The 20293-nt window shown below is 64.7% G+C and carries 19 protein-coding genes; 7 read left to right on the top strand and 12 right to left on the bottom strand.

Annotated elements, in window-relative coordinates:
- Nucleotides 1–4: 4 nt before the first annotated feature.
- Both ABIA90_RS14660 and ABIA90_RS14665 read right to left on the bottom strand, forming a co-directional pair.
- Nucleotides 5–1201 carry a M24 family metallopeptidase gene (locus ABIA90_RS14660; protein ID WP_354118245.1) on the bottom strand — a complete coding sequence of 399 codons (1197 nt, stop codon included), beginning with the start codon at nt 1199–1201 and terminating at the stop codon, nt 5–7.
- A gap of 145 nt (nt 1202–1346) precedes the next feature.
- Nucleotides 1347–2324: a LysR family transcriptional regulator gene (locus tag ABIA90_RS14665; protein ID WP_085401492.1), complete on the bottom strand. Its 978-nt coding sequence runs from the start codon at nt 2322–2324 to the stop codon at nt 1347–1349.
- Between the two features lie 228 nt (nt 2325–2552).
- Here ABIA90_RS14665 and ABIA90_RS14670 point away from each other — a divergent pair, with 228 nt between their 5' ends.
- From ABIA90_RS14670 to ABIA90_RS14695, 6 genes are all read left to right on the top strand, one after another.
- Nucleotides 2553–3761: an ABC transporter substrate-binding protein gene (locus ABIA90_RS14670; RefSeq protein ID WP_354118244.1), complete on the top strand. Its 1209-nt coding sequence runs from the start codon at nt 2553–2555 to the stop codon at nt 3759–3761.
- A complete protein-coding gene (locus ABIA90_RS14675; protein ID WP_354118243.1) occupies nt 3758–4507 on the top strand; it encodes a nitroreductase in 750 nt (249 codons plus the stop codon). Before ABIA90_RS14670 ends, ABIA90_RS14675 begins: the two co-directional genes overlap by 4 nt.
- Nucleotides 4486–5025 (top strand): 4-hydroxylaminobenzoate lyase, encoded by a 540-nt coding sequence (locus ABIA90_RS14680; protein ID WP_354118242.1) that lies wholly within the window; start codon nt 4486–4488, stop codon nt 5023–5025. Before ABIA90_RS14675 ends, ABIA90_RS14680 begins: the two co-directional genes overlap by 22 nt.
- A 504-nt stretch (nt 5026–5529) precedes the next feature.
- Nucleotides 5530–6549, top strand: a complete 1020-nt coding sequence (locus ABIA90_RS14685; RefSeq protein WP_354118241.1) for a TRAP transporter substrate-binding protein — start codon at nt 5530–5532, stop codon at nt 6547–6549.
- A 30-nt stretch (nt 6550–6579) separates the two neighbouring features.
- Nucleotides 6580–8469 carry a TRAP transporter large permease gene (locus ABIA90_RS14690; RefSeq protein WP_354118240.1) on the top strand — a complete coding sequence of 630 codons (1890 nt, stop codon included), beginning with the start codon at nt 6580–6582 and terminating at the stop codon, nt 8467–8469.
- Nucleotides 8470–8490: 21 nt separating this feature from the next.
- A complete protein-coding gene (locus tag ABIA90_RS14695; RefSeq protein ID WP_354118239.1) occupies nt 8491–10140 on the top strand; it encodes an acyl-CoA synthetase in 1650 nt (549 codons plus the stop codon).
- 15 nt (nt 10141–10155) lie between these two features.
- Here the strand turns inward: ABIA90_RS14695 and ABIA90_RS14700 are convergent, their stop codons facing one another.
- The 6 genes from ABIA90_RS14700 to ABIA90_RS14725 form a co-directional block, all read right to left on the bottom strand.
- Nucleotides 10156–10953 carry an MBL fold metallo-hydrolase gene (locus tag ABIA90_RS14700; RefSeq protein ID WP_071913919.1) on the bottom strand — a complete coding sequence of 266 codons (798 nt, stop codon included), beginning with the start codon at nt 10951–10953 and terminating at the stop codon, nt 10156–10158.
- Nucleotides 10954–10966: 13 nt separating this feature from the next.
- Nucleotides 10967–11743, bottom strand: a complete 777-nt coding sequence (locus ABIA90_RS14705) for a TatD family hydrolase (RefSeq protein WP_354118238.1) — start codon at nt 11741–11743, stop codon at nt 10967–10969.
- Between the two features lie 12 nt (nt 11744–11755).
- The gene (gene metG, locus ABIA90_RS14710) at nt 11756–13765 is read right to left on the bottom strand and encodes a methionine--tRNA ligase (RefSeq protein ID WP_354118237.1); all 2010 of its coding nucleotides are present in this window, start codon (nt 13763–13765) and stop codon (nt 11756–11758) included.
- Between the two features lie 109 nt (nt 13766–13874).
- Nucleotides 13875–14921 (bottom strand): DNA polymerase III subunit delta', encoded by a 1047-nt coding sequence (locus ABIA90_RS14715; RefSeq protein ID WP_354118236.1) that lies wholly within the window; start codon nt 14919–14921, stop codon nt 13875–13877.
- A complete protein-coding gene (gene tmk, locus ABIA90_RS14720) occupies nt 14918–15604 on the bottom strand; it encodes a dTMP kinase (protein WP_354118235.1) in 687 nt (228 codons plus the stop codon). The genes ABIA90_RS14715 and tmk overlap by 4 nt, the downstream gene beginning before the upstream one ends.
- Nucleotides 15605–15606: 2 nt before the next feature.
- Nucleotides 15607–16869 carry a D-alanyl-D-alanine carboxypeptidase family protein gene (locus ABIA90_RS14725; RefSeq protein ID WP_354118234.1) on the bottom strand — a complete coding sequence of 421 codons (1263 nt, stop codon included), beginning with the start codon at nt 16867–16869 and terminating at the stop codon, nt 15607–15609.
- A gap of 152 nt (nt 16870–17021) precedes the next feature.
- Here ABIA90_RS14725 and ABIA90_RS14730 point away from each other — a divergent pair, with 152 nt between their 5' ends.
- Nucleotides 17022–17978, top strand: a complete 957-nt coding sequence (locus ABIA90_RS14730) for an alpha/beta fold hydrolase (RefSeq protein WP_354118233.1) — start codon at nt 17022–17024, stop codon at nt 17976–17978.
- On the opposite strand, the gene ABIA90_RS14735 is transcribed toward ABIA90_RS14730, so the two are convergent.
- The 4 genes from ABIA90_RS14735 to ABIA90_RS14750 form a co-directional block, all read right to left on the bottom strand.
- Nucleotides 17975–18490 carry a GNAT family N-acetyltransferase gene (locus tag ABIA90_RS14735; RefSeq protein ID WP_354118232.1) on the bottom strand — a complete coding sequence of 172 codons (516 nt, stop codon included), beginning with the start codon at nt 18488–18490 and terminating at the stop codon, nt 17975–17977. The genes ABIA90_RS14730 and ABIA90_RS14735 overlap by 4 nt on opposite strands.
- A gap of 21 nt (nt 18491–18511) precedes the next feature.
- Nucleotides 18512–19060, bottom strand: a complete 549-nt coding sequence (locus ABIA90_RS14740) for a phage tail protein (RefSeq protein ID WP_063983288.1) — start codon at nt 19058–19060, stop codon at nt 18512–18514.
- 40 nt (nt 19061–19100) lie between these two features.
- Nucleotides 19101–19628 (bottom strand): phage tail protein, encoded by a 528-nt coding sequence (locus tag ABIA90_RS14745; protein WP_085401506.1) that lies wholly within the window; start codon nt 19626–19628, stop codon nt 19101–19103.
- A gap of 110 nt (nt 19629–19738) precedes the next feature.
- On the bottom strand, nt 19739–20284 hold the full coding sequence (locus ABIA90_RS14750; protein WP_354118231.1) for a phage tail protein: 546 nt from the start codon (nt 20282–20284) through the stop codon (nt 19739–19741).
- Nucleotides 20285–20293: the final 9 nt, after the last annotated feature.

Below are 20293 nucleotides of genomic sequence, written 5' to 3' on the forward strand. Positions count from 1 at the left end.
CAGGCTAGAGCGCACTCCCACCCAAATTCCACCCCCGTCCGCCCTCGCCAAAAATCTCATACCCGGTCGGCGTCACCACAACCGTGTCCTCGAGCTTGATGAAGCCGCGCTTCGGATGCTTCATCGTGGTTTCGATAGAGACCACCATGCCTGTTTCGAGCGGCAGCCGGGCGTCGGTGTCGTCGTAGGGGACCGGACCTTTGGCGGTCAGGCGAGGGGCCTCGTGGCTGACGAGACCCATGCCGTGGGCCAGGAAATCTGTGCAGTCGCGCTGGGTGATCTGGGCAAGCTGCCGCTCGGCCGCGACATAGATGTCGCCGCCCAGGGCGCCCGGTCGGACCGCGGCAAAGGCTGAGCGCTGCACGGCTTCGATCTCGGCCAGACAGTCTCTCAGTTCGGCATCGGGCTCGCCCAGCACGGCCATTCGGGCGAGGTCGCCGATATAGCCGTGATAATTGCCGCCGGAGTCGAGCGACAGCACGTCGCCTTGCTCCCAGCGCTGCGATGATGGCGCCCTGTTGTGGCTGCTGCCGCAGGCGAGCAGGCAATATTCGAAGGTCAGGCCGCGATTGGCCTCGGCGACACGCAAGCTGTCCGACAATTGCTGCTTGGTGGTGCCCGGCCCGTGCGCGGCGATCACCTCCAGCATTGATGCAATGACGAGCTCGGACGCCGTCTTGAGCTTGGCCAGCTCGTCCGCCGACTTGACCGCCCGCAGCCGCTCCAGCACCAGCAGCGCGTCCTTGAGCTCGGCGCCGGGCAGGGCGTCGGCGAGCGCCCTTCCTGCATCCATCGGCAGGAACGCCATCTCGACCCCGACCCGCTTCAAGGGCACGCCGGCATCCCGGATCAGGCCCACGGCCCGCGTCACGGCATCCACCGAGCCGTTGGACTCGGTCCGGACCTGCGGCACCCACGGCGGTGCCACGGCGCGTTGATGGGTCTCCAGACGGTGACCGATATAGACCGCCTTGTCCGGTGCGCCCTTGGGATAGACCAGCACTGGCAGATAGCGGCTGACGCCCATCGCGTCCATGTAGTCGAAGAAGATCGCGCGCTCGGCGCCGAGCAGGTACTGCACATTGTGCTTGGAAGTCACGACCAGCACGTCGAGGCCGGCGGCCTCCATGAGACGGTCGAGCTTGGCGGCGTCGAACGGAATCGCGCGCGAGCTGTTCGCGCGGGTGACGTTCTCCTGCATGACGGGCTCCTTGAGCGGCGGTTGAGACCGCCTTGTATCGTTGACCTCTTCAGGACTGCGGCGCCTAGTCTAGCACAACCTCCACTCGCGCGCCCCAACCGAACGACCCAATGGCAAATGGAACCAGGACTGAGACCGTCGCCAGCTAGCGTCCACGCCTGAGGTCCGCGGTCGCACGCCTGAGGATATCGTGAAGCCAGTCATGCGATGGCTCGCCCTCGATACGTTCGTGCCACAACAGCCGGACCTCGACCGGGGTTGTGGCGTAAGGCAGTTCGTACGTCGTGATGGCATGCGCGCGTTCGAATGCCCGCGCTAATGGCCGCGGAACGATGGCCGCCAGTTCGGAGTCCGCGAGCAGGGCGGGCAGCGCCAGGAAATGCGGCAGCGAAACAGCTATGCGCGGCGGCCGGTCGCTTTCGGACAATGCCCGTTCGAGCGCCGCGCGGTCATACATTTCCGATCGCCTTGCGAGGCCGCGCTCGGAGATGAAGCCTCCGATTGCGCCCTCCTGCTCGCCGCCGAAGGAGACAACGACCAGCGGCATGCGCGCCAGGGCCGCGTTGTCGATCCGGCCGAGCTTGCGCTTTCCGCCCACGATCAGCACGTCGTCATATTCGAACAACAGCGAGGTCCGGAAGCGGCTCGGCGGATCCGAGAAGACACCGATCGCAACGTCGATGCGACCAAGGTCGATCTGCTCGGCGAGATCGATCCGCGTCACCGGCTTGATGATCAGGTCGATCGCCGGCGCCTCAAGCCTGAGTATCTCCAGGAGCGGTGACGCCAGCACCATCGTGGTGAAGTCGTTGGCGGCGAGGGTGAATTGCCTTGTGGAGGCCGCCGGAACGAAGCGCGGCTGCTCGACCGCCGCCTCGAGAGATCGCAGCGCTTCGCGAACCTGTGGTGCCATCGTCAACGCGCGCGCTGTCGGCTGCATGCCGGTCGCCGTGCGCACGAACAAATCGTCTTCCAGCATCTCGCGGAGCCGGGCGAGCGAATGGCTCACGGCGGATTGACTGAGCGCAACCCGCTGGCTCGCCCGCAGCACGCTGCGCTCCTCCATGACGGCGTCGAAGACCTTGAGCAGGTTCAGGTCCAGGGTCTTGAAGGAAACAGCCACGTGCAGGACACCGTCGCAGGCGGATCGCGCGCCCGTTGCGTACCTGCGATCGTTTCCAGTTAAGGCCATGCGCGCGGCCAACGCAACCGAGCAGGGCGCCCGGACCGCGACGCCCAGCCGTTCGCGCCACCAATCTGAAGGCGGTTCAGGATCACTCTGCAAGAGTTTCACTTCCGCATTCGCGCGATCCCGTCATGATCCCGACGCCGAATTTGGAGGAGACGGGCAATGAAATCCTGCGGGATGTCGATCGGAGCTTTCGGACTGGCACTCGCGCTGTTCTCGGCGCCGGCCCTTGCGCAGGACGGTCCGGTGAAGCTCGGCGTTCTCACCGACATGTCCTCGCTCTACGCCGACAATGGCGGCCAGGGCTCGGTGATCGCGGCGCAAATGGCGGTCGACGACTTTGGCGGCCAGGTGCTGGGGCGCAGCATCCAGATCGTCGCGGGAGATCACCAGAACAAGGCCGATGTGGGAGCCACCATAGCGCGGCGCTGGCTCGAAAATGAAAACGTCGAGGTGATCCTCGACGTGCCGAATTCTGCGGTCGCGCTGGCGGTGCAGGGCATCACACGGGACAAGAAGAAACTGTTCCTCGCCACCGGCGCCGCCACGTCGCGCCTGACTGGCGACGAATGCTCGCCGACCGGAATTCACTGGACCTACGACACCTATGCGCTGTCGCAAGGAACGACGCGGGCGATGTCGCGTCTCGGCGCAAACTCCTGGTACTTCATCTCGGTCGACTATTCCCTCGGCGCCCAACTCGAGGCCGACAGCCGCAAGGTCATCGACGCCATGGGCGGCAAGGTGATCGGCGCGGTGAAACATCCGCTCAATACGCCGGATTTCTCCTCCTTCCTGCTCCAGGCACAGTCCTCGAAGGCGGACGTGATCGCGCTCGCCGACACCGGCGGCGACTTCATCAACGTCGTCAAGCAGGCCGGCGAATTCGGCATCACGCAGCGGCAGAAGCTGGTCGGGCTGCTCGTCTTCATTGCCGACATTCACAGTCTCGGGCTCCAGAGCGCCCAGGGCCTGATGCTGAGCTCGGCGTTCTATTGGGACCTGAACGAGGATACACGGGCGTGGTCGAAGCGCTTCATCGCCAAGACCCAGAAGGTCCCGACCATGATCCACGCCGGCACCTATGGCGCGGTGATGCACTACCTTAGGGCGGTTCAGGCGGCCGGCACGCTGGATGGGCTGACCGTCGCCGCCAAGATGCGCGCCATGCCCGTGAACGATCTCATGACCAGAAATGGCCGGATCCGCGAGGACGGCCGGCTGGTCCGCGACATGTATCTCTTTCGCGTCAAGTCGCCCGAGCAGTCCAAATACAAGTTCGACTATTACGAGCTGCTGGCGACGATTCCGGGCGAGGAAGCCTTCCGGCCGATGGAGCAAGGCGGATGTCCGCTCCTGAAGCAGCCATGATCGGCGAGGGCGCAGCCGCGCAGAGCGGCATTGACGAGATCATCGCAGGCCGTTTTGCATGCCGCGAATTCTCGGGCGCGCCGGTCGGGCGAGGGACCATCGAGCAGATTCTGCGCGTGGCACGGTTTGCGCCAAGCGGCGCCAACATCCAGCCCTGGCACGTCTACGTGCTGGCCGGCGATGCCAAAGACAGAATCTCGGTGGCGCTGCGCGAGGCGCACGAAACCGCCCGCGACGCGCATATGTCGGAATACAGATACTACGCCAGTGACCTGCCCGAACCCTACCTGCAGCGACGACAGCAGTTCGGCCGATTGTTCTACGGCTCGCTCGGCATCGCCCAGGCCGATATCGAAGCGAGGAGCGCCCAAACAGCCAAGAACTATGCGTTCTTCGGCGCGCCCGTCGGGCTGATCGTCACGATCGACCGGCGCCTGGAGGTCGGCAGCTGGCTCGACCTCGGCATGTTCATCCAGAACGTGCTGCTGGCTGCGGCAGGCCATGGGCTCCAGTCCTGTCCGCAGGAGACGTTCTCGAAATACCACCGAATCCTGCGTCCGCTGCTGTCGATCCCGGCGGAGCAAATGGTCGTGTGCGGCATTTCGATCGGCCGTGCCAGGCACCAAATCGCGGGCAGGCTGATGCCGCGCGCGGACATCGCGGACTTCGCCTCGTTCGCGGGCTTTGAAGAACAAAGTGCAACCCAAATGGAAAGGACAACGCCATGGGAAGCCGAGACGAACTGATTCAGTGCAGCATTCCGTTTCTCCGCGAGGTCAAGGACATGACGCCCGGCGCGGAGATGGAGCGGTGGCTCAACCAAACATACGGCGAGGGCAGCCAGCTCTACCAGGACCTGGCACGCCTGATTAAGCTCGGGGTCGCGGAAGGCTGGGCGGCCAACCAGGAGGTCGAAGGTCCGAACTATCGGCGCAGCCGCATCCTTGAGCCGATGCCCGAAACGTTCCAGTTCAGCATCACGGCCGTCTACATGAACAGTACCGATCCACGCCGCTTCAAGGACGACGACGACCACGACGTGCTCCGCGGGCAATATCACGGTCACCCATATGGGGAACTGAACCTGGTCGTGCCGCTGGACAAAGGCGCCGAGCTGATGGGGCTGCAAGGCTGGCAAGGGCCTGGCTGGACCGCGCCCGATCCCGGCAGCCGGCACTATCCCGAGGTTCGCGGCGGCGCCGTCATAGCTCTGTTCTATCTGCCCGCCGGACGCATCTCCTACGACTTCGCCGCACCGTCCTGACCGCCGGCCGGGCCTTCTCGGGTGACGCCGTGCGCGAGCGTCACCCGTTCAGAAGAATGCACAGCTGAGTCCGCGCGCGGCGATGCGCCGCGACGCCACGGCCAGTAAGGCGGCTCACCGTGAACAGTGGGAAGGGATTTCGGCGACCATGCGCCAAGCGGGCCCCAGCCCGGACCGCCATATCTTTGATTCGCATAAGGTATATTATGGAATATCTTTATATACAATTAGATCAGATATTTAGATCGAATTCCTGACACCGCGCCTTCGCTTGCCGTCCGTTTTAGGACTACGCCGCGACCGGCCTCTCGGCTCTTGACGGCTACTGTGCATGGGGTTGTTTTTCAGATTTTGAATCCGGCCCATCTGCCGAACGCCGATATTGCCGCGACGGTGTCCGGCTGCAATAAGCGAGACCTCGCGAGATCGCAGATGACCTTCAGGCCTTCCGTCCGTATAGGTTTGCATCTCAGAACAACAACAAACTTCCGAGGAAGCAGACCCATGAGCTTTTCCCGACGCACGCTTCTCAAGGCCTCCGCCGCGACCGCGGTCCTGGGCGGCCTCGGTGCGCCCCATGTGGCCCGCGCCCAGAGCGCCGAGTTCACCTACAAATACGCCAACAACCTGCCTGACACCCATCCGCTGAACGTGCGCGCCAGGGAGATGGCGGCGGCGATCAAGGCCGAGACCAACGGCAAGTTCGACCTCCAGATCTTCCCGAACAACCAGCTCGGGTCCGACACCGACATGCTGAGCCAGATCCGGTCCGGCGGCGTCGAGTTCTTCACGCTGTCAGGCCTGATCCTGTCGACCCTGGTGCCGGCCGCGTCCATCAACGGCATCGGCTTCGCGTTCCCGGACTACAACACGGTCTGGAAGGCCATGGACGGCGACCTCGGCGCCCATGTCCGCGGCGAGATCAAGAAGGCCGGCCTCGAGGTCATGGACAAGATCTGGGACAACGGCTTCCGCCAGACCACGTCGTCGAGCAAGCCGATCAACGGTCCCGACGACCTCAAGGGCTTCAAGATCCGCGTGCCGGTGTCGCCGCTGTGGACCTCGATGTTCAAGGCGTTCGATGCCGCGCCCGCCTCGATCAATTTCGCCGAGGTCTATTCCGCGCTTCAGACCAAGATCGTCGAGGGCCAGGAGAACCCGCTGGCGATCATCTCGACCGCCAAGCTGTACGAGGTGCAGAAGTACTGCTCGCTGACCAACCACATGTGGGACGGCTTCTGGTTCCTGGCCAACCGCCGCGCCTGGAGCGCGCTGCCGGAGGATGTGCGCACCATCGTCGCCAAGAACATCAACGCCGCCGCCGTCAAGGAGCGTGAGGATACTGCCAAGCTCAATGCGAACCTCCAGCAGGAGCTCGCGGGCAAGGGCCTGACCTTCAACCAGCCTGCGGTGGCGCCGTTCCGTGACAAGCTGCGCTCCGCCGGCTTCTATGCCGAGTGGAAGGGCAAGTATGGCGACCAAGCCTGGGATCTCCTGGAAAAGGCCGTAGGCAAGCTGTCGTAACGCGTCGGGGCCGCCGAGGTTCTTATCGAGATGGCTCATGTCGAGGTTCAGGCGACCGAAGTGGTGGGCGAGGTGGCTGTTCAGCCCCCTCGCCGATCCCCCGTGCTGGCCTCGCTGGAGCGCATCCTTGGCCTCGCCGTCGAGATCCCCGCGGCGATCCTGGTCGTCGCCGAGATCGTAATCCTGTTTGCCGGCGTGGTCGCACGCTATGGCGTACACCGGCCGCTGATCTGGTCGGATGAGCTCGCCTCGATCCTGTTCCTGTGGCTGGCAATGCTCGGGGCCGCGGTTGCATTTCGCCGCTCCGAGCACATGCGCATGACGGCGCTCGTCGCGAGCGCGCGGCCGGCCTTGCGCGCCTATCTGGACATGGTCGCGACCTGCGCGGCGCTGGCGTTCCTGGCGCTGATCGTCTGGCCATCCGCCGAATACGCCTACGAGGAAAGCTTCATCACCACGCCGGCGCTCCAGATCTCGAACATGTGGCGGGCCGCGGCGCTGCCGGCCGGCATCTGCCTGATGGCGGTGTTCGGGCTTCTGCGGCTGCTGCGCGCCGCCGATTACCGCATGGTGCTGACGGCGGTGATATCGGTTGCCGTCATCGTCGGTCTGTTCTGGCTGGCGCAGCCTTATTTGCGGCCGCTCGGCAACCTCAACCTCGTCATCTTCTTCGTCGGCGTCGCCGGCTTCTGCGTCTTTGCCGGCGTTCCCATTGCGTTCGGGTTTGGCCTCGCGATCTACGGCTATCTGGCGCTGACCACGCGGACGCCGGTGATGGTGCTGGTCGGGCGGATGGACGAGGGCATGAGCCACCTCATCCTGCTCTCGGTGCCGCTGTTCGTGTTCCTGGGGCTTCTGATCGAGATGACCGGCATGGCGCGGGCCATGGTCGCGTTCCTGGCGAGCCTGCTCGGCCATGTCCGCGGCGGCCTGCATTACGTGCTGGTCGGCGCGATGTACCTCGTCTCCGGCATCTCCGGCGCCAAGGCCGCCGACATGGCGGCGGTGGCGCCCGTGCTGTTCCCGGAAATGAAGCAGCGCGGCGCCAAGCCCGGCGACCTCGTGGCGCTTCTTGCGGCTACGGGCGCCCAAACCGAGACCATTCCGCCGAGCCTCGTGCTGATCACGATCGGCTCGGTCACGGGCGTGTCGATCGCCGCCCTCTTCACCGGCGGCCTGCTGCCCGGCGTCGTGCTCGCCATCACGCTCTGCATGCTGGTGTGGTGGCGCTACCGCCACGAGGACATGAGCCATGTCCGCCGCGCCACAGGTGGCGAGATCGGCAAGACCTTCATCATTGCCCTGCCCGCGCTCGCGCTGCCCTTCGTGATCCGCTACGCCGTGGTCGAGGGCATCGCGACCGCGACCGAAGTCTCCACCATCGGCATCGTCTACGGCGCCCTGGTCGGCCTCCTCGTCTACCGCCGCTTCGACTGGCGGCGGCTGTTTCCCATGCTGGTCGAGACCGCGGCGCTGTCAGGCGCGATCCTGCTGATCATCGGCACGGCGACCGGCATGGCCTGGGGGCTCACCCAATCCGGCTTCTCGCGCTCGCTGGCTTCAGCCATGACCGGATTGCCCGGGGGACCTGCGACCTTCATCGCCGTGTCGATCCTGGCCTTCACCATCCTCGGCAGCGTGCTCGAGGGCATTCCGGCAATCGTGCTGTTCGGTCCGCTGCTGTTTCCAATCGCACGTGCCGTCGGCGTGCACGAGGTGCACTATGCCATGGTGATCATTCTCGCCATGGGTATCGGGCTATTCGCCCCGCCCTTCGGCGTCGGCTATTATGCCGCCTGCGCCATCGGACGCGTCGATCCGGCGGAAGGCATCAGGCCGATCTGGGGCTATCTGCTGGCGCTGCTGGTGGGATTGATCATCGTCGCGATCTTCCCCTGGATCTCGATCGGATTCCTGTAAGGCGGCGTCAAGGAGGGTTCGATGAGCGAGCGGCAGAACCAGTACAATATCGGCCTCGACAAGACCCCCGCCAACTACGTCCCCCTGAGCCCGCTGAGCTTCCTCGCGCGCAGCGCCGCCGTCTATCCCAACCACGTCAGCACGGTCTATGAGGGCCGCAGCTTCACGTGGCGCGAGACCCATGAGCGCTGCAAGCGCTTTGCGTCCTGGCTCGGCGGCAAGGGCATCGGCGTCGGCGATACCGTCGCGGCGATGCTGCCGAACATTCCGGCGATGAACGAGGTGCACTTCGCCGTCCCCATGACCGGCGCCGTTCTCAATGCGCTCAACATCCGTCTCGATGCGCCTTCGATCGCGTTTCAGCTCGATCACGGCGGCGCCAAGATCATCCTGGTCGATCCGGAGTTTTCGACTGTCATCACCGACGCGCTCGCGCAGATGAAGGGCCCGAAGCCGTTCGTCGTCGACGTCGACGACGCCGCTTTCAAGGGCGGCAAGCGCATCGGCGAGATCGAGTATGAGGCGGCGGTTGCGCAAGGCGACCCGGGCTTCGCGGCGATCCCGCCCAAGGACGAATGGGACGCCATCGCGCTGAGCTATACCTCGGGCACCACGGGCAATCCCAAGGGCGTCGTCACCCATCATCGCGGCGCGTATCTCAACGCCGTCAGCAACATCCTCGCCGGCCAGCTCGGCCAGCATCCGGTCTATCTCTGGACGCTGCCGATGTTCCACTGCAACGGCTGGTGCTTCCCATGGACCATCGCGGCGGCCGCCGGCATCAACGTCTGCCTGCGCAAGGTCGAGCCGACAAAAATCTTCGAGCTGATCAAGCAGCACGGCGTCACCCACATGTGCGGCGCGCCGATCGTCTACAACACGCTGATCAACGCACCCGACGCGCCGAAGGGCAGTGCCGCGCGCCGCGTCGTCGGCCTGATCGCCGGCGCCGCACCGCCGGTCGCGGTGCTCGAAGGCGCAGAAAACATCGGCATCAGGCTCACGCATGTCTACGGCCTGACCGAGGTCTACGGCCCCGCCTCCGTCTGCGCCGAGCAACCCGGCTGGGACGATCTGCCCGCCGCCGAGCGCGCCAGCATGAAGCGGCGGCAGGGCGTGCCCTACCCGCTCGAGGAAGGCGTCACCGTCATCAATCCGCAGACGATGCAGGAGGTGCCCCGCGACGGCGAGACCATCGGCGAGGTCATGTTCCGCGGCAACATCGTAATGAAGGGCTACCTCAAGAACGAGAAGGCGACGAAGGAAGCCTTCGAGGGCGGCTGGTTTCACACCGGCGACCTCGGCGTGCTCGACGAGCACGGTTACGTCATCATCAAGGATCGCTCCAAGGACATCATCATTTCCGGCGGCGAGAACATTTCCTCCGTCGAGGTCGAGGACATCCTCTACAAGCATCCGGCCGTGCTGTTCGCAGCCGTCGTCGCAAAGCCCGATCCGAAATGGGGCGAGGTGCCCTGTGCCTTCGTCGAACTGAAGGACGGCGCCAGCGCGACCGAAGCCGAGATCATCGCCTTCTGCCGCACGCATATGAGCGGCTTCAAGACGCCGAAGGCCGTCGTGTTCGGACCGATCCCGAAGACGTCCACGGGCAAGATCCAGAAATTCTTACTGCGTAACGAGGTCGGCTCGTCGAAGGCGATCTCGGCCTGAACCGAGCCGGCGCGATCAGTGCGTCTCGAGCCGCATGCCGTCGTAGGCCGGCACCACGCCCGCGGGCAGCGATTGCCGGATCACCTCGTAATCGACGTCGGCCGTCATGTTGGTGATGACGGCCCGCTTCGGCTTGAAGCGCTCGATCCAGGACAGCGCATCGTTGATACTGAAATGGCTGGAATGCTGGGTGTAGCGCAAGCCGTCGACGATCCAGAGATCGAGATTCTCCAGCGCGCCCCAGCTCTCGCGCGGGATGTCGTTGAGGTCGGGCGTGTAGGCGGCATTGCCGATGCGATAGCCGAGCGCGGGAATCTGGCCGTGTTGGACCAGGAAGGCGGTCATGGTCACGTCGCCGCCCTTGCCGCTGATGGTCCGGCTTTCGCCGGCCTCGATCGAATGCCGGTGCAGGATCGGCGGATAGTCGCTGCCCTCGGGCGAGATGAAGCAATAGGAGAACCGCGCCATGATGTCTTTCGCGGTCGACTGGTTGAAATAGACCGGAATGCGCTTGCGCATGTGGAGCACGACGGAGCGCAGATCGTCCATGCCGTGGGTCTGGTCGGCATGTTCATGGGTCAGGAACACCGCGTCGATGTGGTCGACATTGGTATCGATGAGCTGCTCGCGCAGGTCGGGCGAGGTGTCGATCACGATGCGCGTGGTGCCGTGGTGTGATGTCTGCTCAACCAGCAGCGAGCAGCGGCGGCGGCGGTTCTTTGGATTGTTGGGGTCGCAGGCGCCCCAGCCGAGTGCCGGGCGCGGCACGCCGGCGGAGGAGCCGCAGCCCAGGATCGTCAGCGTTAGCGTCATGCGGCTCCCAGTCCTAAGATTTCACCTTGGAGAACAGGCGGAAGAAGTTTTCGGTGGTCTGGCGTGAGACCTCATCGAGCGACACGCCGCGCGTTTCGGCGAGCACCTTGGCGACCTCGACCACATAGGCCGGCTCGTTGCGTTTGCCCCGGAACTTGCCGGGCGCAAGATAGGGCGAGTCTGTTTCAACCAGAATACGGTCAGACGGCAGTTCAGCCGCAAGCGCGCGGAGGGTCTCCGACTTCTTGAAGGTCAGGATGCCCGTGAAGCCGATATAGAGCCCGAGCGACACCGCCTTCAGCGCCAGCTCGCGCCCGCCCGTGTAGCAATGCAGCACGGCGCGAAACGATCCCTTGGCAGCTTCCTCCTCCAGGATGCGGCCGCAATCCTCGTCCGCCTCGCGGGTGTGGATCACCAGCGGCAGGCCGGTCGCACGGGCCGCCGCGATGTGGGCGCGAAAGCCCCTCGCCTGCGCCTCCGGCGCGCCGTTGTCGTAGAAATAGTCGAGCCCGGCCTCGCCGAGCGCGACCACCTTGGGATGCTCGGTCAACCCGATCAGCTCGTCCGGCGAGATGCCGTCTTCCTCGTCCGCGTTGTGCGGATGGGTGCCGACCGAGCAGTAGACGTCGTCGTAGCGCTCAGCGATGGCCAGAAGCTGATTGAGTTTTCGCACCCGCGTGGAGATCGTGACCATACGGCCGATGCCGGCCGCACGTGCACGCGAGACGATCCCGTCGAGATCTTCCGCAAAGTCCGGAAAATCCAGATGGCAGTGGCTGTCGACCAGCATCGCCCGAACGCCCTAGGCCGCCGGCTCGATGTAGCGCGGGAATGCCGGTGTCGGCGCCGGCAACGTCGAGCCTGGCGCGATCCGTTTGGCGCCCCCGAGCATCGCGAAGTTCCGCTCGCCCGCGGGAATGCCGAGGCTGTCGAGCAGCAGGCCCGAGGCAGTCGGCATCGCCGGCTGGGCTAGGATCGCGATCTGGCGCACGACTTCGGCGGTGACATAGAGCACTGTCTTCTGCCTGACAGGATCGGTCTTGGCGAGCGCCCACGGCGCCTCGCCCGCGAAATAGCGGTTGGCCTCCGCGACCACGGCCCAAACGGCGTTGAGCCAGTGATGGATCTGCTGCGTCGCCATCGCTTCGCGCGATGCGGCGATCATGCCGTCCGCCATCGTCAGAATCGCCCTATCATTGTCGCTGAACTCGCCCGGCTCCGGCAGCACGCCGCCGAGCTGCTTGGCGATCATCGACAGCGAGCGCTGCGCGAGGTTGCCGAGGTCGTTGGCGAGATCGGCATTGATGCGCGCAACGATGGCTTCGTGGTTGTAGTTGCCGTCCTGGCCATACGAGACCTCGCGCAGGAAGAAATAGCGCATCTGGTCGACGCCATACTGGTCGGCAAGATTGAAAGGGTCGACGACATTGCCGACCGACTTCGACATCTTCTCGCCCCTGTTGAACAGGAAACCATGGGCATAGACCCTCTTCGGCAGCGAAATGCCGGCCGACATCAGGAATGCGGGCCAGTAGACCGCGTGGAAGCGGATGATGTCCTTGCCGATGATATGCACGTCGGCCGGCCAGTAGCGCCAGTTCTTGTCGCTCTCGTCGGGGAATCCGACGCCGGTGATGTAATTGGTCAGCGCGTCGACCCAGACATACATCACGTGCTCTTCGTCGCTGGGCACTTTCACGCCCCAATCGAAGGTCGTGCGCGAGATCGAGAGATCGCGCAGGCCGCCGCGTACGAAGCTCACCACCTCGTTCTTGCGCGAGTCCGGGCCAATGAATTCAGGATGATCTTCGTAGAGCTTCAGAAGCTTGTCCTGATAGGCCGACAGGCGGAAGAAATAGCTCTTCTCCTCGACCCATTCGACTGGCGTGCCTTGCGGGCCGAGGCGCACGCCGTCGTCGTTCAGGCGCGTCTCGTCCTCGGCGTAATACGCCTCGTCGCGCAGCGAGTACCAGCCGGCATAGCTGTCGGCGTAGATGTCGCCGTTCGCTTCCATGCGCCGCCAGATCTCCTGGCTGGAGCGATGGTGCTGCTCTTCGGTGGTGCGGATGAAGCGGTCGAACGACACGTTCAGACGCTCGTCCATCTCCTTGAAGCGGCCAGCATTGCGGGTCGCGAGCGCGGACGGGGTCAGGCCCTCGTTCTGCGCGGTCTGGACCATCTTCTGACCGTGCTCGTCGGTGCCGGTCAGGAAGAACACGTCCTTGCCGTCGAGCCGCGCAAAGCGCGCCAGCACGTCGGCCGAGATCGCCTCATAGGCGTGGCCGATATGCGGGCTGCCGTTGGGATAGGCGATGGCGGTCGAGATGTAGAAGACGTTGTCGCGCGCGGGCGCAGCAACGGGAGTTGCGGCTTGCGAAGCTGCGACGGGCCTCAGTGCGGGCGGCGCCTCAGGCTTCGACACCTTCGGCTTCGACACCTTGGGCTTCACAACCTTCGGCGGCGTGGCGACGGGAGCCGGTGCGACGGTCACGGCAGGCGCAGTCACTTTCGTTTTCTTGGCGGCCTTCTTCGCGGGAGCCTTGCTCTTCGCCGGAGACTTGGCTGCCTTTTTGGCCGCTTTCTTCACCGCCTTCTTGGCGACGGCCTGCTTCTTCGCAGCCTTCTTGCCGGCCTTCTTTGTCGTCTTCGCAGCGCTCTTCTTCACGCCCTTCTTGGCGGCAGCCTTCCTGGTCTTCTTGACCTTCTTGGCAGCTTTGCGCGCGAGCGCCTTCACGGCCTTCTTCACGGCCTTGTTGGCAGCCTTCTTCTTGCTGCTCTTGCCCCTGGCGGTTTTCTTAGCTCGCGTGGCCACGACGAATTCCTTTACCGGCTTCTCGAAATTTGGAAACGAACCTGCGTTAGGTCATTGTTTGGAGCATGATCCTGTCGGAAAACCGCTGCACACTTTTCCGGATCATGCTCTAGCGCGTTGCGTCCGCCAGCCAGCCGAACACCGAGAAAACCAAGGGCTTTCGCTCCAGATTGTAGGTTTCGGTGTCGCGCGCGGCGCGGACGATCTTTTCCCATACCTCAGCTAGGCGCGCAAGGCGCGGCAGATTCTGGTTGGCATTGGCCTCGTCGGAGTGCAGGCGTTCCGCGATCCAGCGATCGATGCCGTCGATGAAGGCCGCCAGCGCGACGCGGTCACTGGTGCCGAGCGAATCGCCGAGCGTGTGCAGTTCGCGCGGATCGACCTGTGGCAGGCGCGCAAGCAGCGCCGCCGTGCGCTGCTGCAGCTTCAGGGCATCGCCGCCGAGCAGCGTCAGCGCCCGCGCGACGCTGCCCTCGGAGGCCTCCGCGGCCTCGCGCAGCGCCGGATCGTTCGGGTCGAGGTCAGCCGTCGAAGCTGCGGCGCCGATCACGTCATCCGTGCCGAGCGGGCGCAGGCGCAGCTTGCGGCAGCGCGACTGGATCGTGGCGAGCACGCGCGCCGGCGCGTGGCTGACCAGGAGGAACAGCGACTGCTGCGGCGGTTCCTCGAGGATTTTCAGCAGCGCGTTGGCGGCATTCGGGTTGAGCTCGTCGACGGTGTCGACGATGCAGACGCGCCAGCCTTCTGCCGCAGCAGTCGAGCCGAAGAAACCGATCGTCTCCCGCGTCTCGTCCACGGTGATCACGGTGCGCATCACGCCGCGGTCGTTGGCGGTGCGTTCCAGCGTCAACAGCCCGCCATGCGAGCTGGCCGCAACCTGCCGCGCCACGGCGTTATCAGGATCGATCGCGAGGGTCTCGGCGCGCTGCACGGACGGCGCCAGCGGCTGGCCGTTGGACAGCACGAAGCGCGCCATGCGATAGGCCAGCGTCGCCTTGCCGATCCCCTGCGGCCCGCCGATCAGCCAGGCATGCGGGATGCGCCCGCTGCGATAGGCCGCGAGCAGCGCCGTCTCGGCCTCGCGATGGCCGAACAGAAGGTTCGTCTCGCGCGGATGCGGAATGGCGGTTTCGCGTTCGGCCTGGCGCGGGCTCATAGGGAAACCACCGATGCAGGGGTTGGGAGAAGACGGTCGCGCAGCGCCGTCCAGACTCGTCCGGCAACCGTGTCGGGATCGGAATTGGCATCGATCAGGACGCAACGGCCGGGATCGTCCTCGGCGATCTTGCGATAGGCCTCGCGCAGGCCCTGGTGGAAGCTGAGCTGCTCGCCCTCGAACCTGTCAGGTGTGCCGCTACCACGACGCACGGCGGCGCGCTGCAATCCAATCTCGACCGGCAAATCGAGGATGAGGGTGAGGTCCGGCTTGAGATCGCCGATCGTGACCCGCTGCATCGCGTTGATCAGGCCCATCGGCACGCGGCCGAGGCTGCCTTGATACGCCCGCGTCGAGTCGGCGAAGCGGTCGCACAGCACCCAGGCGCCCCGATTGAGCGCAGGCTGGATCACGGTGCGGACATGGTCATCGCGTGCAGCCGCGAACAGCAGCGTCTCGGCTTCGGGCCCGAGCAGCTTGCCCATCCCCGACAGCACCAGGTGACGCATGATCTCGGCACCCGGCGAGCCGCCGGGCTCGCGCGTGACGAGGGTGCGCATCCTGGCCGCAGTGAGGCGGTCGGAAAGCTTCTTGATCTGGGTCGACTTGCCGGTGCCCTCGCCGCCTTCAAAGGTGATGAAGCGTCCGCGTCCGGACGGTCGCTGTGCTGCGCTCTCACTCATGATCAGAGCTTCTCGGCGCCCGCGCGGAACATGCCGATCACGAGCTCGCTGGCACCGTCGATCGCGCGGCGCATGGTCGAGCCGGTGCCGATCGCTTCGGCGGCATAGACGGGCGTCTCCACCGCGATATTGCCGCTGCGCCAGACCTTGACCACGCCGACCTTCTGGCCGGCTTCGATCGGCGCGCGCACCGGTCCGCTATAGACGATGCGCGCAATCAGCTTGTCGCTGCCGTTCTTGTGCACCATCACCTTGACGGGCGTCTTGGCGACGAGCTTGACCGAGCGGCTCTCGCCGCCAAACACTTTTGCGTAGCCAACCTGTTGGTCGGCCGCGATCAGTGTGCGGGTCTCGAAATTGCGAAAGCCCCATTCCAGCATCTTCTTGGCTTCGGTGGCGCGATCCTCAGGATCTTCCAGGCCATTGACGACCACGATCAGCCGCGTGCCGTTCTGCACGGCCGAGCCGACCATGCCGTAGCCGCCTTCCTTGGTGTAACCGGTCTTCAGACCGTCGGCGCCTTCCATCGAATTGAGCAGAGGATTGCGGTTCGGCTGGCGGATCTTGTTCCAGGTGTACTCCTTCTCGCCGAACAGTTTGTAGAATTCGGGGAAGTCGAGGATGATGTGGCGGGCGAGGATGCCGAGCTCGCGCACCGTCATCTTGTTGCCGGGATCGGGCAGGCCGTTGGAATTGCCGAAGGTCGACTTCGTCATGCCGAGCTCGCGGGCACGCTTGGTCATGAAGTCGGCGGCAAAGATCTTCTCATTGCCGGCAATGCCCTCGGCCAGCGCGATGCAGGCGTCATTGCCGCTCTGGATGATCGCGCCATGCAGGAGATCGTCGACCGAAACCTTGCTGTTGATGGCGGCGAACATGGTCGAGCCGCCCGAGGGCGCCCCGCCCTTGCGCCAGGCGTTCTCGCTGATCCGGTACTCGTCGGTCGGCTTGATGTCGCCCTTCTTGATGGCGTTGAAGACGACTTCGGCCGTCATCAGCTTCATCATGCTGGAGGGCGCGCGCAGCTCGTCGGCGTTCTTGTCGAACAGCACGCTGCCGCTGGAGGCCTCGATCAGGATCGCGGTGGGGGCGTCGCCATCGAAGCCGGAATCCTCGGCTTTCTTGGCGCCCTGGATGCTCTGATTGGCGGCGTAGAGGGCCCCGCCCCAGCCGATGCCCGCCACCAGAACCGCAGCGATCAGCCCGCGCGCCAGCGCACCGGCGGAGAACCGGGTGCGACGGAGCGGAAAAAGACGAAATGCCATGGCGAAGCCCTGAGAACGGCGTTCTAACAGCAGGAACCGGTGCGAACAACACGGGGCTGGCCGCCGAACCCGAGATTGCACGATTCTCTGCGCGCCCCTATCGTGGCACCTCATATTTCCCGACCAAACCCCTGAAACAAGGCGGAAAAGCGATGTTGTCCACCCGCGTCATCAAGGCCAACGGGATCGACCTGTTCATCCGCGAAGCCGGCCAGGGTCCGCTGGTGGTGCTGTGCCACGGCTGGCCCGAGCTATCCTACTCCTGGCGCCACCAGATCCCGGCGCTCGCCGACGCCGGATTTCGCGTCGTGGCCCCCGACATGCGCGGCTACGGCCAGAGCGCGGCGCCGGCGGACGTTGCCGCCTACTCGATCTTCGACACGGTCGGCGACATCGTTGGCCTCGTGCAGGCGCTCGGCGAAAGCAAGGCGATGGTGGTCGGCCACGACTGGGGCGCGCCGGTCGCCTGGCACGCGGCGTTGTTCCGGCCCGACATCTTCACGGCGGTGGCGGGCCTGAGCGTGCCGCCGCCATTCCGCGGCCGCGGCAAGCCGCTCGATCTGCTGCGCCAGGGCGGCGTCACCAATTTCTACTGGCAGTATTTCCAGACGCCCGGCGTCGCCGAGGCCGAGTTCGAGCGTGACATTGCCCGCACCATGCGCATCGTGCTCGGCGGCCGCGGCCTTGCCGATCCCAGCGCCGCGATGTTCGTCCAGGAGGGCAAGGGCTTTCTCGGTCACGCGCTCGCCGAGGAGCCGCTGCCCAACTGGCTCAGCGAGGCCGACCTCGCCTATTTCACGGAAAGCTTCCGCAAGTCCGGCTTCCGCGGCGGGCTGAACTGGTATCGCAACCTCGACCGCAATTGGGAGCTGACGGCGCCCTGGCAGGACGCGCAGATCCATCAGCCATCGCTTTTCATTGCCGGTTCGAAAGACGCCGTCATCACCGGCCTGATCGGCGCCAAGCGCGTCAACGAGCTCGAGCGCGTGCTGCCCAATCTGACGCGGAAGCTGATCATCGAGGGCGCCGGCCATTGGGTCCAGCAGGAGCGGCCCGACGAGGTCAACGCTGCGCTGCTGAAGTTCCTGCGCGAAGTGGCTGTGCGTTAGGCGAGATCCTTTTTCATCGCGATGTGGGCGGCGCCCGCCTGCCCGGTCTCGGCAAATCCTCGCCGCAGGTAAAACCTGAGCGCGGCCGAATTGTCCGCGAGCACCGAGAGCGTCAGCGCGCCGACACCCTGCTGCCGTGCGCTCGCTTCGAGCGCGTCGAGGATCTTCGTGCCGGCGCCGCGACCGCAATCGGCCGGCAGCAGCGCGATGTCGATGATGTGCCAGTGCTCGCTTTCGCAATGAAGCAGCAGCCGGCCGATCGCGGTCCCGTCCTGTGTGACGATCAGCGAGATCGCCCCCGGAAACTGCGCGGCATAGCCGGCCGCCTGGCTGCGGAACTGTTGCGCGATGATCTGGCCGACGATCGGCCCGGACAATCCGGTCGCGGTGAATTGCCCTGTCCGCACCTCCTCGAAGAGACGCCGGATGAACGGCTCGTCATTCGGGCCTGCGGGCCGAAGCCGAAGAGCCGGATCGTCCGGGACGATGTCGAGCGGCGCGCCGTCAATCATGCCGTCGCCACTCAAGATCGTTCAGGAGCTGCCGAAAGCCGGAAAGATTCCCGCGTAGGCGATACACCAGACGATCGCCTGGGTCGGCTGCATGTTGTCGTGCGGCAGGTTCTGCCCGGTGAGTGTGACGGCGCTTGGCACCAAGGTGAGACTGCCGGGTGGCGCCGTGAAGCCGGTGAAGTTCGGGTCGATCGCAACCGTGGTCCCCGCCGCGCCGGGACCTGCCGTAGCGCCTGTCGCGCTCTTGTTGCCGAGTTGCAGGGCGTGCGTGTGCCTCGCCATGTTGTCGCCGATCAGCGTCACCGTCGAACTGCCGACGGTCTCGCCGACGACATAATTTTGCAATCCCGGGCCTTGCCCCTGACCGATCGCGACCGAACCGTTCAGGTTCGGCAAGGCGAAATTGGTCGTGCCATTGCCGCCGTAATAGGTACCGATGAGTGCAAATAACGCACTGTGACCCTGAATTGGCAGGAGCTGGCCGCCGCACGGCAGCCAGGCGCTGTTGAAGCCGCCGACTGCAAAAGGAAACGTAAAAGCCTGGATTTCTCCGACGAACGGATCTGACATGTTGTCTTTCCTTGAGACTGAATACGGATGCGTGCGCGGCCTAACCGGACGAAGGGAAGACGCCCGCGTAGCAAATGCAGTAATTGGCAACCACGCTCGGCATCATGTTGTTGTGCCCGATGCTGTTGCCCGAAGTGGCGACGCAGGGGGCCATCGTGGAGTACGTCCCGGCGTTCGCAATCGGTGCGTAGAGTTCACCTGCTGACGCCGTGGCAAGATGGAGGGTCGGCCCGGGCGTTACATCCGTTGCCGTCGCGGTCGAGGACATCAGCGCATGACTGTGGGTCGGCATTTCGGCTTCGATCAGGGTGTGGTTCTCCTCGCCCCCGGGCTGGCCTAGCGTATAGTTCGGAAGGCCCGTCCCCTGTCCCTGTCCGATCGGAACACGGCCGCGTAGATCAGGAAGGTTGAACGTGTTGACGCCATCGCCGCCATAGGTGGTGCCGATCACGGCGTAAAGCGTTTCAAATTGGGCAATCGAGACCGACTGTCCATTGCAGGCGAACCAGCCGTCCGGCACCCGCGGAAAGCCGAACAACCTGATCTCGCCGATAAACGGATCTGCCATCGCATATGATCCTTTGGTGTGCGCCCGTTCCGATCCGATCGGCGAATGCGCGAATATGGGAAAATTGAAGTGGACGGATTACGTTTGCGAAAATGCGGCCGTGCAGCCGCTCAGCTTCGCGACGGAAAAATCCCCTGCGTCGCGATCAGATAGCTGATCGTGAGATAGGGCTGCATGTTGTTATGCTGCTGGTTGCCGCCTTCGTTCACCAGATTGGTGGCGGTGGCCAATGGCGTGTCGCCGCTCCCGGCTGCGGCAAAAATCTTCGTCGGGTTGGTCGCCGGCAGTGAGTTTGTCGCGAAGACGTTGCCTGTGGGAGGGACGCTCCCGCGTCCGCCTCCTCCGACCGCTGCAGACACTTGAATGAGATGATTGTGGGCCGGGAGCTGCTGCACATTGAGGCTGGCCATATACGACCCGCCGGTCAACCCCACGGGATATTGGCCGGCGCCACTCGAGCCGAGGATCGCGCGACCGCGCAGATCCGGGAGTGCAAACGTCGTCACTCCGTTGCCGCCGTAATAGGTGCCGAGCAACGAGAACAGCCCGGCATTTTGCTGGATAGCCAGCAGCGCACCGTTACACAGCGCCCAACCTCTGGGAATCACTGCGCCCGCAAAAGGCATGATTTGTCCGAGAACCGGCTGTAACGGCATGACCCCTCC

The sequence above is a fragment of the Bradyrhizobium sp. LA6.8 genome, assembly GCF_040547935.1.
Lineage (GTDB): Bacteria > Pseudomonadota > Alphaproteobacteria > Rhizobiales > Xanthobacteraceae > Bradyrhizobium > Bradyrhizobium barranii.